A 13,350-nucleotide genomic window follows, 5' to 3' on the forward strand; every position below is an offset into this window, starting at 1 on the left:
CAGGGTGGCAATGCACTGGTCAGGACAGGGGGAAAGCCGGCGACGGCCGCCCCTCGCAGCCATGCCCCAGTCTCGCCTTTGCCTCAGCCCTCCCCTTACAGGACAGCCATGATGGCCCTGCAACTGAGCTTCGGCGACGCCACGGCCACCGGCCCTCGACAAGAGAACCAGGACGCCCTGCGCGTGGTGACGCCGGCACCGGCCCTGGCGGCGAGCAAGGGCTACCTGTTCGCCCTGGCCGATGGCGTCAGCCAATGCGCCGATGGCGGCCTGGCCGCCCGCGCGACCCTGCAGGCCCTGGCCCTGGACTACTACGCCACCCCGGAGACCTGGGCGGTGGCGCAGTCGCTGGACCGCCTGCTGGTGGCCCACAATCGCTGGCTGCAGGCCAATGGCGGCGGCCAGCCGCTGCTCACCACCCTCACCGCCCTGGTCCTGCGCGGCCGGCGCTTCACCCTGGCGCATGTCGGCGACTGCCGTGCCTATCGCTGGCACGCCGGCCAGCTCGAACGCCTCAGTGAGGACCATGTGTGGGAACAGCCGGGCATGCAGCATGTGCTCAAGCGCGCCCTGGGCCTGGACCAGCACCTGGTGGTGGACTACCTGGACGGCGAGCTGCGCGCGGGCGAGAGCTTCCTGCTGGTCAGCGACGGGGTCTGGGCGGTGCTCGGCGACCTGGGCATCCAGCGCATCCTGCACGACGAACCAGACCCCGCCGCGGCCTCGCGGGCACTGGTCAGCGCCGCCCACCTGGCCGGCAGCCAGGACAATGCCAGCGCCCTGCTGGTGCGGGTCGAGGGTCTGCCGCAGACCGACCTGGCCGATACCCTGGCGCAGCTCGCGGCCTGGCCACTGCCGCCGCGGCTACGCGAAGGTCAGACGTTCGAGGGCTGGCAGGTCGACCGCCTGCTCGCCGAGTCGCGCCAGTCGCTGGTCTACCGGGTGCGCGATGCCCAGGCGCGGCGCTGGCTGCTCAAGACCCTGCCGCCCTCCCGTGCCGACGAGCCCCAGGCCGGGCCGGCGCTGCTGCTCGAGGAGTGGTTCCTGCGCCGCGTGGCCGGCCGCCACTTCGCCGAGGTGCATCCGCTGCCACAGCGCCAACACCTGTACTACCTGCAACGCGAGTACGCCGGACAGACCCTCGCCGAGCACCTGCGCCTGTCCGGCCCGCTGCCGCTGCCGGAGTGGCTGGACATCGCCCCGCGCCTGCTCAAGGCCGTGGGCATGCTGCACCGGCGCAATATCCTGCATCGCGACATCAAGCCGGAGAACCTGCTGTGGGGCGATGACGGCGAACTGCGCCTGGTGGATTTCGGCCTGGCCTACTGCCCCGGGCTGTCGCGGGACGAGGCCGGCAGCCTGCCTGGCACGCCCAGCTATATCGCTCCGGAATGCTTCGGCGGCAGCCCGCCCAACCCCGGTCAGGACCTCTACGCCGCCGGCGTGACCCTCTACCACCTGCTCACCGGCCACTACCCCTACGGCGAGATCGAGGCCTTCCAGCATCCGCGCTTCAGCACGCCGACGCCGGCCAGCCGCTATCGCCCCGACCTGCCGAGCTGGCTGGACGAGAGCCTGACTCGCGCAGTCAGCGCCGACCCGCAGCAGCGCTATGAAACCGCCGAGGAATGGCTGCTGGCCCTGGAACAGGGTGAGCGCCAGGCCCTCAGCAGCCGGCCCAGGCCGCTGCTGGAGCGTGAGCCGCTGCTGGTCTGGCGCACGGTGGCGCTGGTTTCCCTGCTGCTCAACCTGGCCCTGCTGGTCCTGCTGCTGAGCTAGGCGCCACGCCGTGACGATGCACCATAAGGGCGCAACTCGCCTTAAACAGGTGCGCCGGCAGCCTCCCGGAGCCGCCCCGGACATGAGCAGAAAGCGCTGCAGCCCCCGGTAACCGAGCATTCGGCAAAGTTGGCACAGAGCCTGCTAAAGCACTCATACAAATCAAAAAAGCGCGACCTTCAACGTGGAAGGTCGCGCTTCCCGAGAGAACGGGACCAGGACAAAGGCGTCCTCGCTAGGTGACTAGCGGGACGCCTTTTTTTGTTTTCCGGTTTTGCGTGACGGTGAGGAACCATGAAAAAACTCAAGTTGGTGATGATCGGCAACGGCATGGCCGGAGTCCGTACCCTCGAAGAGCTGCTCAAGCTCGCCCCCGACCTCTATGAGATCACCGTGTTTGGTGCCGAACCGCATCCGAACTACAACCGCATCCTGCTCTCGCCGGTGCTGGCCGGCGAACAGACCTTCGAGGAGATCGTCCTCAACGACCTCGCCTGGTACGCCGACAACGGCATCGACCTGCGCCTGGGGCGCAAGGTGCTGGAGATCGACCGCAAGGCGCGCAAGGTGATCGCCGACGACGGCAGCGAAGCCGAGTATGACCGCCTGCTCATCGCCACCGGCTCCAACCCCTTCATCCTGCCGATTCCCGGCAAGGACCTGGACGGGGTGATCGGCTACCGCGACATCGCCGACACCCAGACCATGATGGACACCGCCAAGACCCATAAGCACGCGGTGGTGATCGGCGGTGGCCTGCTCGGCCTGGAAGCGGCCAATGGCCTCAAGCTGCGCGGCATGGACGTCACCGTAGTGCATATCGGCGACTGGCTGCTGGAGCGCCAGCTCGACCGCACCGCCGGCGACCTGCTGCAGAAGTCCCTGGAGGACCGCGGCCTGAAGTTCCTCCTGCCCAAGCACACCGCCGAGCTGCTGGACAACGGCGAAGGCCGGGTCTGCGCGGTGAAGTTCAAGGATGGCGAGGTGATCCCCGCCGACCTGGTGGTGATGGCCGCCGGCATCCGTCCCAACACCGAACTGGCGGAGCAGGCCGGGATCGCCTGCAATCGCGGCATCCTGGTCAACGACACCATGCAGACCTTCGACCCGCGGGTCTACGCCATCGGCGAATGCGCCAGCCATCGCGGCATCGCCTACGGCCTGGTGGCGCCGCTGTTCGAGCAGGCCAAGGTCTGCGCCAACCACCTGGCCCAGCTCGGCTTCTCCCGCTACCAGGGCTCGGTGACCTCGACCAAGCTCAAGGTCACCGGCATCGACCTGTTCTCCGCCGGCGAATTCATGGGCGCCGAGGGGACTGAAACCATCACCCTGTCCGACCCCATCGGCGGCGTGTACAAGAAACTGGTGATCAAGGACGACGTGCTGGTCGGCGCCTGCCTGTACGGCGACACCGCCGACGGCGGCTGGTACTTCCGCCAGATCCGCGAGAACCACAACGTCAGCGAGATCCGCGACCACCTGATGTTCGGCGAGAACGCCATCGGCGACGTCGGCCACCAGGGCGCCGACAAGACCGCCAACATGCCCGACAGCATGGAGGTGTGCGGCTGTAACGGCGTGTGCAAGGGCACTATCGTCAAGGCCATCCAGGAGAACGGCCTGTTCTCGGTTGACGAGGTCAAGAAGCACACCAAGGCCGCCAGTTCCTGCGGCTCCTGCGCCGGATTGGTCGAGCAGATCCTGATCAGCACGGTCGGCGGCGCCGCCGACGTCAAACCCAAGAGCGAGAAGGCCATCTGCGGCTGCAGCGAGCTCAACCATGGGCAGATCCGCAAGGCCATCCGCGAGCAGCACCTGACCAGCCTCAGCCAGGCCATGGCCTTCATGAACTGGAGCACGCCCAACGGCTGCGCCACCTGCCGCCCGGCGCTGAACTACTACCTGATCTCCACCTGGCCGGGCGAGGCCAAGGACGACCCGCAGTCGCGCCTGATCAACGAGCGCGCCCACGCCAACATCCAGAAGGACGGCACCTACTCGGTGGTGCCGCGCATGTGGGGCGGGGTGACCAACCCCTCCGAGCTGCGCCGCATCGCCGATGTGGCCGACAAGTACAACGTGCCCATGGTCAAGGTCACCGGTGGCCAGCGCATCGACCTCCTGGGCATCAAGAAGGACGACCTGCCGGCGGTGTGGAAGGAGCTGGACATGCCTTCCGGCCACGCCTACGGCAAGTCCATCCGCACCGTGAAGACCTGCGTGGGCAGCGAGTTCTGCCGCTTCGGCACACAGAACTCGACCCAGCTGGGCATCGACCTGGAGCACGACCTGTTCAACATGTGGTCGCCGCACAAGGTCAAGCTGGCCGTCTCCGGCTGCCCGCGCAACTGCGCCGAGGCCGGCATCAAGGACGTCGGCATCATCGGCGTGGACTCCGGTTTCGAGATGTACATCGGCGGCAACGGCGGCATCAAGACCGAGGTCGCGGAGTTCTTCGTCAAGCTCAAGACCGCCGAGGAGGTGCGCGAGTACAACGGCGCCTTCCTCCAGCTCTATCGCGAGGAAGCCTTCTACCTGGAGCGCACCGTGCACTACATGCAGCGTGTGGGCATGGAGCACATCAAGAAGGCCGTGCTCGAAGACGCCGACAACCGCAAGGCGCTCAATGCCCGCCTGCAATACGCGCTGTCCTTCGAGCAGGACCCGTGGAAGGAACGCATCGAAACCCCGAACCTGAAGAAAGAGTTCGACCGCATCAATGTCGTGCAGCTCGAGGAGGCCTCCGTATGAACTGGCTGGATATCTGCGCCCTAGACGAGATCAACGTGCTGGGCTCGCGCATCGTCAATGGCCCGAAAGGCGACATCGCGCTGTTTCGCACCTCCGACGACGAAGTCTTCGCCCTCGACGATCGCTGCCCGCACAAGGGCGGGCCGCTGTCCCAGGGCCTGATCTATGGCAAGCGCGTGGCCTGCCCGCTGCACAACTGGCAGATCGAGCTGGCCAGCGGCGAGGCGGTGGCCCCGGATGTCGGCTGCGCCCACCGGCACCACGCCAAAGTCGAGAATGGCCGGGTGCTGCTGTCCCTGAATGGCGCGAAAGAGTGCGCGTGAGCCGCAGGGTGGAAGGCCACCCCGTGGAAAACGCCACGGGCTTTTCCACCGCCACGTACCGGTGGACCCGCACAGCGTCGTCCACCCCACGCCTGTAGGAGCCCCGAACCATGGCCAGCACCAACCAGATCACCGCCTCGACCTGCTGCTACTGCGGCGTCGGCTGTGGCGTGCTGATCGAACACGACGGCGAGAAGATCCTCGGCGTTGCGGGCGATCCCAGCCACCCGGCCAACTACGGCAAGCTGTGCAGCAAGGGCGCGACCCTGCACCTGACCGGCGACCTCGACGCCCGCGGCCTGTATCCCGAACTGCGCCTGGGCAAGGGCCTGGCGCGTAGTCGCACGGACTGGGACAGCGCCCTGGACCACGCCGCCAGCGTGTTCGCCGAGACCATCCGCGAGCACGGCCCGGACAGCGTGGCCTTCTACATCTCCGGCCAGTTGCTGACCGAGGACTACTACGCCTTCAACAAGCTGGCCCGGGCCCTGGTCGGCACCAACAACCTCGACTCCAACTCGCGCCTGTGCATGAGCTCGGCCGTAGTGGGCTACAAACGCAGCCTCGGCGCCGACGCGCCGCCCTGCAGCTACGAGGACATCGAGCAGAGCGACTGCCTGCTGATCGCCGGCAGCAACATGGCCTACGCCCATCCGGTGCTGTTTCGCCGCCTGGAGGAAGCCAAGGCCAGGCGCCCGGAGATGAAGGTCATCGTCATCGACCCGCGGCGCACCGACACCTGCGAGCTGGCCGACCTGCACCTGGCGATCCTGCCAGGCACCGACGTGGCCCTGTTCCACGGCATCCTGCACATCCTGATGTGGGAAGGCTGGATCGACCGGCGCTTTATCGATGCCCACACCGAGGGCTTCGACGCCCTGAAGAAGCTGGTGCGCGACTACACCCCGGGCACGGTGGCGGAAATCTGCGGCATCTCCCTGGAGCAGTTGCAGGCCTGCGCCGAGCTGATCGGCAGCGCGCCGTCCTTCCTCTCGCTGTGGTGCATGGGCCTGAACCAGTCCAGCGCAGGCAGCGCGAAGAACAGCGCGCTGATCAACCTGCACCTGGCCACCGGGCAGATCGGCAAGCCCGGCGCCGGTCCCTTCTCCCTGACCGGCCAGCCCAACGCCATGGGCGGGCGCGAGACCGGCAGCCTGTCCAACCTGCTGCCCGGCCACCGCGACGCGGCCAATCCCGAGCACCGCGCCGAGGTGGCCGGCTACTGGGGCGTCGACGGTCTGCCGCAAAGCACCGGGCTGAGCGCCATCGAGCTGTTCGAGGCGGTGCGCGCCGGCAAGATCAAGGCCCTGTGGATCGCCTGCACCAACCCGGCGCAATCGCTGCCGGACCAGAACAAGGTGCACGAGGCCCTGGCCGCCTGTCCTTTCGTGGTGGTCCAGGAAGCCTTCTTCACCACCGAGACCTGCCAGTACGCCGACCTGCTGCTGCCCGCCGCCAGTTGGGGCGAGAAGGAAGGCAGCGTGACCAACTCCGAGCGTCGCGTCAGCCACGTGCGCCCCGCCGTGCCGGCGCCGGGCCAGGCGCGGCCGGACTGGGCGATCACCTGCGACTTCGCCCGTCGCCTGGAACCATCCCTGCGCCCCGGCATGCCCAGCCTGTTCGCCTTCGACGGCCCCGAGGCGCTGTTCGAGGAGTACAAGCAGCTGACCCAGGGGCGCGACCTCGACCTCTCCGGGCTGTCCTACGCGTTGATCGATCGGCTGGGTCCCCAGCAGTGGCCCTTCCCGGCCGGCGCCAGCCAGGGCACCCCACGGCTGTACGGCGACGGGCGCTTTGCCACCGACAACGGCCGCGCGCGCTTTCATGCCGACCCTTACCGCGCGCCCAAGGAGAAGCGCGAGGCGCGCTTCCCGCTGACCCTCAACACCGGCCGCCTGCGCGACCAGTGGCATGGCATGAGCCGCACCGGCACCGCCGCCCGGCTGTTCGGTCATGTCGAGGAGGCCGTGCTCAGCCTGCACCCGGATGAGCTGCGTCGGCGCCGCCTGCAGGCCGGCGACCTGGTCAAGGTGCGCAGCCGCCGCGGCAGCCTGATCCTGCCGATCCAGGCAGACGAGGCGGTGCGCTCCGGCCAGGCCTACCTGCCGATGCACTGGGGCAACCGATTTCTCAACGGCCTGGGGGTCAACGTGCTGACCCTGCCGGCCTTCGACCCGCTGTCCAAGCAGCCGGAACTCAAGCACGCCGGCATCGAGGTAGAAAAGGCCGAGCTGCCCTGGCAGTTGTTCGCCCTGGTCGAGGGCGACGTGCAGAAGCGCTTCGCCGCCCTGCGCCCGCTGTTCGATGGTTTCGCCTACGCCAGCCTGACCCTCACCGGCCGCGAGCGCCCGGCCCTGCTGATCCGCGCCGCCTGCGCGGTAGCACCTGAGCCCGCGCTGCTGGCGCAGATCGATGCGCTGCTGGATGTCGTCGAGGGCCCGGTACTGGCCTACGACGACCCACGGCGCACCGTCGGCAAGCGCGTGCGCATCGAAGACGGGCGCATAGTCGCCATCCGCCTAGCCGGCGAAACCGCCGCACGCGACTGGCTGCGCAACCTGTGGAGCGAGGGCCAGGCCGACGCCGACCTGCGCCGCTGGCTGCTCGCCCCCCTGTCCACCCCGCCCGGTGGCGCCGGCGCGCAAAAGGCCAGCAAGACCCTGTGCAACTGCCTGAACGTCAGCCAGGACGCGGTCTGCGCCGGCATCGCCCGCGGCCTCGACCTCAATGGCCTGAAACAGGAACTCAAGTGCGGCACCAGCTGCGGCTCCTGCGTTCCCGAGATCAAACGTCTGCTGGCCACCCAGCCGGTTGCCGTCAATGCCTAACCGTAGGGTGCGCGATGCGCACCAACCCCCACTATTCGGTGCGCACAGCGCACCCTACGCGAGGAATGCCCCATGAGCGGAAAAGTCTGGCTGGTAGGCGCAGGACCCGGCGACCCGGAACTGCTGACCCTCAAGGCGGTTAGAGCCCTCAATCAGGCCGAGATCGTGATGATCGACGACCTGGTCAACCCGGCTGTGCTGGAGCACTGCCCCGGCGCCCGGGTGATACCGGTGGGCAAGCGCGGCGGCTGCCGCTCCACGCCCCAGGCCTTTATCCACCGCCTGATGCTGCGCTACGCCCGCCAGGGCAAGTGCGTGGTGCGCCTGAAGGGCGGCGATCCGTGCATCTTCGGCCGCGGCAGCGAAGAGGTCGACTGGCTGGCAGCTCACGGCGTCGAGGTGGAGATGGTCAACGGCATCACCGCCGGGCTGGCCGGCGCCACCCACTGCGGGATTCCCCTGACCCTGCGCGGCGTCGCCCGCGGCGTGACCCTGGTCACCGCCCACACCCAGGACGACAGCAGCCTCAACTGGCAGGCCCTGGCCCAGGGCGGCACCACCCTGGTGGTGTACATGGGCGTGGCCAAGTTGGCGGAGGTCCGCGAGAGCCTGCTGGCTGGCGGAATGCGCGCGGACATGCCGGTGGCGATGATCGAGAACGCCTCCCTGCCCCAGCAACGCGACTGCCGCAGCACCCTGGCGACGATGCAGAGCGATGCCCTGGAGTTCCAGCTCAAGAGCCCGGCGATCCTGGTGATCGGCGAGGTCGCGACCGCCCAGCAAGCGCTGCAGCTGGCGGTGAGTGCCTGACCACTTCGCTCCTGCGAAGTCCTTCCTGCCCGGCCTCGGCCGGGCTTTTTTCTGGGCAAAGAAAAACCCGGCCGAGGCCGGGTTTTTCTCAGGGCTTAGGCTCGATCACTGCTTGATCTGAGCTTCCACTTCGGCTTCCACGCGACGGTTGATCGCACGGCCAGCGTCGCTGGCGTTGTCGGCAACCGGGCGGGACTCGCCGTAGCCGACCGCGTTGACGCGCTCGCCGGATACACCGTACTGGTTGACCAGCACCTGGCGAACGGCGTTGGCACGGCGCTCGGACAGCTTCTGGTTGTAGGCGTCGCTGCCGACGGAGTCGGTGTGGCCCTCAACGGTGGTGCGGGTCTGCGGGTACTGGTTCATGAAGTCAGCCAGGTTCTTGATGTCGCTGTAGCTTTCTTCCTTCACGCGATCCTTGTCGAAGTCGAACTTGACGTCCAGCTCGACGCGAACCATCTCCATCGGCTCTTCGGCCTGAACCGGCGCCGGAGTCGGCTCGACCATGGCGACCGGAGCCGGCGCCGGAGCCGGCTTGCTGCCACCGCCGAAGTTCATGCCGACACCCACGCCAGCAGCCCACTCGGCTTCGTTGGCGTCGATGTTGTACATGCCATCTACACCGGCACGGGCAAACAGGTTCTCGGTGATGAAGTACTTCACACCGGTGCCCACGTTGGCGAAGGTCGAATGGTCACGACCGGTGCGCGCCGGCACATTGCTGATGTTCTGGTGGGCGAAACCCGCCGATACGTAAGGACGCAGACCGACGCCCGGCTCACCGAAGTGGTAGGTGGCGTCCAGGCCAGCCATGTTGCCCTTGATGTTCTTGTTACCGGTGCCGTTTTCCGAACGAATATCGTGGTACTCGCCATACGACAGGCCCAGTTCGACGTCATCGGTCAGGTAGTAACCAACGGAACCACCGAACAGATTGCCGTTGGACAGGTCGCGAGAGCTGTCGGTCATGTAACGCTTGCCGAAAGCTTCCACCTCGACTGCGCCTTGGCCTTGAGCCAGCGCGCCCAGGGAGGAGGCGGCAACAAGAGAGCCAATGACTACGCCTAAGGTGTTTTTCAGTTTCATCCGTAAATCCCCACTATGGTGATTGATTGAATTGCGTGCAGGTAGACACGCAAAACGGCGGCGAGTTTAGCAGAACCGCTTGCTGCGCCAGAGTCTTAAAGTTGCCCCGAACTAACTTTCGGTGTCGCCGGCAAATTTCTCACGCAAGCGGTCTAGCGCGCGTTTATAGCGCATTTTCGTGGCGCTCAGGCCCATGTGCATGATGTCCGCGATTTCCTGGAACTCCAGCTCTGCGACAAAACGTAGCACCAGAATTTCCCGATCGATCGGGTTCACATGCACCAGCCAGCGATCCAGTCCCCCGCGATCCTCGACCTTCGGCGTCTTTTCTTCCGACGCCTCCTCCAGAGGATCCAGACTCAGTGCATCCATCAGGCGGCGCTTGCGCCGCTCCTTGCGGTACTGGGTGATGCACTCGTTGTAAGTGATGCTGTACAGCCAGGTCTTGAACTTGGACTTGCCCTCGAAGTTCTTCAGGCCGTAAAGAACCTTGAGCATGACCTCCTGGCAGACATCGTCGGCGTCGCGATCGTTCCCCAGATAACGTGCGCACACGTTGAACAGGGTGCGCTGGTAACGCCGCATGAGCTCTTCATAGGCGCGGGTGACGTGAAACAACTCGCCATGCGCCCGCGCTACCAGCTCCTCGTCAGAGAGCTCGCGGGGGTCATATCGCATGGGCAACGGTTGGGCTTTATTCAAAACGAGTCGGGCCGACAGTCGGAACACAAGCCGCCAACGCCCGATGGCTCAGGCGGCGGGTTTGGCGGCATACATTAACAGGGATTGGCGCGTTAGCGGCTGCTTACCCGCTGTTCGAGCAAGGTGCGATTGGCCACCGAGATCAGCTCCCCCGCGTCGGTTAACAGGATAGTCTTGACCGTGCCAATTTCCTCGATCTGCCCTTCGACCTCACCCACCTGCACTTGTTGCCCGACCTGATACAACTCTCGCACATAGATGCCCGCGAGGATCTGCCCGGCGATCTCGCGGCTGCCCAGGCCCAGCGCCAGGGCCACGGCCAGACCGACCGAGATCAGCACGATGGCGATGACGTTGTTGAGCAGGTCGGTCTTGACCTCCAGCTGGCCGATGGCCACGGAGATGCTGATGATGATCACCAGGCCCTGGGCGATGCGCCCCAGCCCATGGGCATAGTCCAACCCCACGCCTTCCGCCGCGCCGCGCACCAGGCCGCTGACCAGATGGGCCAGCAGCACGCCGGCGACCAGCACCAGGGCGGCGCCGAACACCTTCGGCAGGTACAGCGCCAGCACATCGAGGGTGCCGGAAACCCGCTGCAGGCCCAGCGACTCGGCGGCCGAGACGAGGAATATCAACAGGACGAACCAGTAGACGATCTTGCCGATCAGGGTCGATACCGGCGCCTGGATGCCACCGCGGCTGAGCAGCTTGGTCAGGCCGGTGCCTGCCATCAGGCGATCCAGGCCCAGCTTGCCGAGCAGCTTGGACAGCAGGGTGTCGAGCAGCTTGGCCACGACGAAGCCCAGTAGCACCAGGATCAACGCCACGAACAGGTTCGGAATAAAGCCAGCGACCTTGGTCCAGAGAGCGGTCATCGCGGCAATCAGGCTTTGAGTCCAGGGATCGAGTTCCATTTCAGTCAGCCTTATCAGTAGAACGGGTAGAAGAGTGACGACGGGAGACCGGCGCGACGTGCGCCGAACCGTTGTTCAAGGCGATCATCAGGGCGCCGAGCCAGTTGCCCATCAGGCTGAACAGATCGCCCACGCCGACCTGGCGATTGGCGGTCTTCAGCACGCGGTGCAGGCAGGCATCGTCGTCGTGTTCGGAGACGGACGATTTGAGCAAATCGCGCAGGGATTCTTCGAATGGATCGTGCATCAAGCACCTCACAGGACGTCTCGGCTAGACGAGACCAGCCGTCGTCGGGTCACATCAGAGCCAGCGCCAGCGCCGGAACAACCACCATTGGCCGAGGCCGATGGCCGTCATGATCAGGCAGGCGATGACGAAACCAAACGGGCTCTCGGCCCCCGGCATGCCGCCCACGTTGATGCCCAGCAGGCCGGTCAGGAAGCTCATGGGCAGAAACACCATGGTGATGATGCTGAAGCGGTACATGATGCGGTTCATCCGCTCGTCCATGCGCCGGTTCTCCGCGTCCAGCACCAGGCTGACCCGCTCGCGGCTGAGCTCCAGCTCCTCCAGGTAGCGGGTCAGGCGGTTGTTCAGCTCGTTCCAGTAATCGGTATCGTCGGCGACGAACCAGGGCTGCTGGTTGCGCGTGAGCTGGGCGAATATCTCCCGCTGCGGCGCCAAGAAGCGCCGCAGGCCGGCGGCGCGGCGGCGGATCTGCAGGAGCAGGTCATGGTCGGGCAGAATCCGCTCGTCGGCATCGATCTGCTCCTCCTGCTCGTCGACCTGCTCGGCCAGCTCGGCGACCAGGGCATCGACCTTGTCGGTCAGGTAGTCGGCCAGGCTGAGGATCAATTCCGAGGAGGTCTTCGGCCCCTTGCCCGCCTGCAGGTCGCGAATCAGGTCTTCGCTGGCGCGCAGCGGCCGCAGGCGCAGGGATATGACCCGGCGGGCGGCGGCGAAGATGCGCACCGAGACCATGTCCTCGGGCTCCGCTCCCGGGTTGAGGTTGACCCCACGCAGGAACAGCAGCAACTCCTGATTCGGCAGCGTCAGCAGGCGCGGGCGGGTGTTTTCCTCCAGCAGCAGGTCGCAGGCGAACTCGCCCAATCCGCTGTCGCGTCGCAGCCAGGCCTGGGTCTGCGGGTGACTGCGATCCCAGTGCAGCCACAGGCTCTCGCCCTCCGCCAGCTCGAGGCCGGCCAGCCCGTCATGGGCAACCGCCCTCGCCCCGCCCCGGCCGTCGAGCACCAGCGCATGCACCAGGCCCCACTGGACGTTGTCTTCCACCTGCATCCACGCACTCCAGATCAATCGGCCAGGGCAATCACTCGGGCATCTTCAGGGCACTGGGCGACACGATGACGCCGTTGTTGTCGGCATACAGGTACTCGCCGGGGCGGAAGGTCACGCCGCCGAAGACCAGGGCCAGGTCGAGCTCGCCGACACCACGCCGGGTGCTCTTCAGCGGATGGCTGGCCAGCGCCTGGATGCCGATCTCGGTCTGCGCCAGTACGTCGACGTCGCGCACGCAGCCGTAGACCACTATGCCTTCCCAGCCATTCTTCGCCGCCTTTTCGGCGAGCATGTCGCCGAGCAGCGCACAGCGCATCGAGGCACCGCCATCGACCACCATCACCTTGCCCTTGCCAGGCTGCTCGACCAGTTCCTTGACCCGCGAGTTGTCCTCGAAGCACTTGACCGTGACGATCTCGCCGCCGAAGGAATCGCGGCCGCCGAAATTGCTGAACATCGGCTCGACCACCTGCACCAGCTCGGGGTAGGCGTCACACAGATCGGGGGTGATGTAATGCATGGCTAAGCTCCTTCTAACACTGGGGATTCAGGCTTCACAGGTCGATACCGACACGATCGCCGTCGTAGCTCAACGGCAGCTGTACCAGATTGCCACAGCTGGCGTTGAGCGCGCGCCCACTGGACAGGTCGAACTCGATGCCATGGCGCGCGCAGCGCAGCACCCGGCCGTTGACCGCCGCCGTGTGCAGCGCGGCACCGCGGTGCGGGCAACTGTTTTCCAGCAACAGGCGGCGGCCCTCGACGACCAGCAGGAGCAACTCCCGCCCCTGCACCTGAAAAGTCCGGCGATAGCCCTCCTCAAGGTTGAGCAGGCGCTCCAGGGCAACGAACATCGA

General features: G+C 66.4%; 12 protein-coding genes. 5 read left to right on the forward strand and 7 right to left on the reverse strand.

Annotated elements, in window-relative coordinates:
• The first annotated feature begins 111 nt into the window (after positions 1-111).
• The 5 genes from ACSX1D_RS12215 (at position 112) to cobA (ending at position 8,491) form a co-directional block, all read left to right on the forward strand.
• On the forward strand, positions 112-1,779 hold the full coding sequence (locus ACSX1D_RS12215; protein ID WP_439858764.1) for a protein kinase domain-containing protein: 1,668 nt from the start codon (positions 112-114) through the stop codon (positions 1,777-1,779).
• A 294-nt stretch (positions 1,780-2,073) separates the two neighbouring features.
• Entirely contained in the window at positions 2,074-4,530 is a 2,457-nt protein-coding gene (gene nirB / locus ACSX1D_RS12220; protein WP_439858765.1) for a nitrite reductase large subunit NirB, read from the forward strand.
• Positions 4,527-4,853, forward strand: coding sequence for a nitrite reductase small subunit NirD (gene nirD / locus ACSX1D_RS12225; protein WP_439858766.1), 327 nt, complete (start codon positions 4,527-4,529; stop codon positions 4,851-4,853). Before nirB ends, nirD begins: the two co-directional genes overlap by 4 nt.
• Before the next feature lie 110 nt (positions 4,854-4,963).
• The gene (locus ACSX1D_RS12230; RefSeq protein ID WP_439858767.1) at positions 4,964-7,681 is read left to right on the forward strand and encodes a nitrate reductase; all 2,718 of its coding nucleotides are present in this window, start codon (positions 4,964-4,966) and stop codon (positions 7,679-7,681) included.
• A 72-nt stretch (positions 7,682-7,753) separates the two neighbouring features.
• The gene (cobA, locus tag ACSX1D_RS12235) at positions 7,754-8,491 is read left to right on the forward strand and encodes a uroporphyrinogen-III C-methyltransferase (protein ID WP_439858768.1); all 738 of its coding nucleotides are present in this window, start codon (positions 7,754-7,756) and stop codon (positions 8,489-8,491) included.
• Between the two features lie 105 nt (positions 8,492-8,596).
• On the opposite strand, the gene ACSX1D_RS12240 is transcribed toward cobA, so the two are convergent.
• The 7 genes from ACSX1D_RS12240 to ACSX1D_RS12270 form a co-directional block, all read right to left on the reverse strand.
• Positions 8,597-9,577 (reverse strand): OmpA family protein, encoded by a 981-nt coding sequence (locus ACSX1D_RS12240; RefSeq protein WP_439858769.1) that lies wholly within the window; start codon positions 9,575-9,577, stop codon positions 8,597-8,599.
• A gap of 111 nt (positions 9,578-9,688) precedes the next feature.
• On the reverse strand, positions 9,689-10,279 hold the full coding sequence (gene sigX / locus ACSX1D_RS12245; protein ID WP_208707063.1) for an RNA polymerase sigma factor SigX: 591 nt from the start codon (positions 10,277-10,279) through the stop codon (positions 9,689-9,691).
• A 92-nt stretch (positions 10,280-10,371) separates the two neighbouring features.
• Positions 10,372-11,196: a mechanosensitive ion channel family protein gene (locus ACSX1D_RS12250; RefSeq protein ID WP_439858770.1), complete on the reverse strand. Its 825-nt coding sequence runs from the start codon at positions 11,194-11,196 to the stop codon at positions 10,372-10,374.
• Position 11,197: 1 nt separating this feature from the next.
• Positions 11,198-11,443 carry a CrfX protein gene (locus ACSX1D_RS12255; RefSeq protein WP_208707065.1) on the reverse strand — a complete coding sequence of 82 codons (246 nt, stop codon included), beginning with the start codon at positions 11,441-11,443 and terminating at the stop codon, positions 11,198-11,200.
• Positions 11,444-11,497: 54 nt separating this feature from the next.
• Positions 11,498-12,493 carry a zinc transporter ZntB gene (locus ACSX1D_RS12260; RefSeq protein ID WP_439858771.1) on the reverse strand — a complete coding sequence of 332 codons (996 nt, stop codon included), beginning with the start codon at positions 12,491-12,493 and terminating at the stop codon, positions 11,498-11,500.
• A 31-nt stretch (positions 12,494-12,524) separates the two neighbouring features.
• A complete protein-coding gene (gene rraA / locus ACSX1D_RS12265) occupies positions 12,525-13,013 on the reverse strand; it encodes a ribonuclease E activity regulator RraA (RefSeq protein WP_439858772.1) in 489 nt (162 codons plus the stop codon).
• 34 nt (positions 13,014-13,047) lie between these two features.
• Positions 13,048-13,347, reverse strand: a complete 300-nt coding sequence (locus ACSX1D_RS12270) for a Rieske (2Fe-2S) protein (protein ID WP_439858773.1) — start codon at positions 13,345-13,347, stop codon at positions 13,048-13,050.
• Between the last annotated feature and the right edge of the window lie 3 nt (positions 13,348-13,350).

Origin of the sequence: Pseudomonas sp. MBLB4136, assembly GCF_051904765.1 — a bacterium.
Lineage (GTDB): Bacteria > Pseudomonadota > Gammaproteobacteria > Pseudomonadales > Pseudomonadaceae > Aquipseudomonas.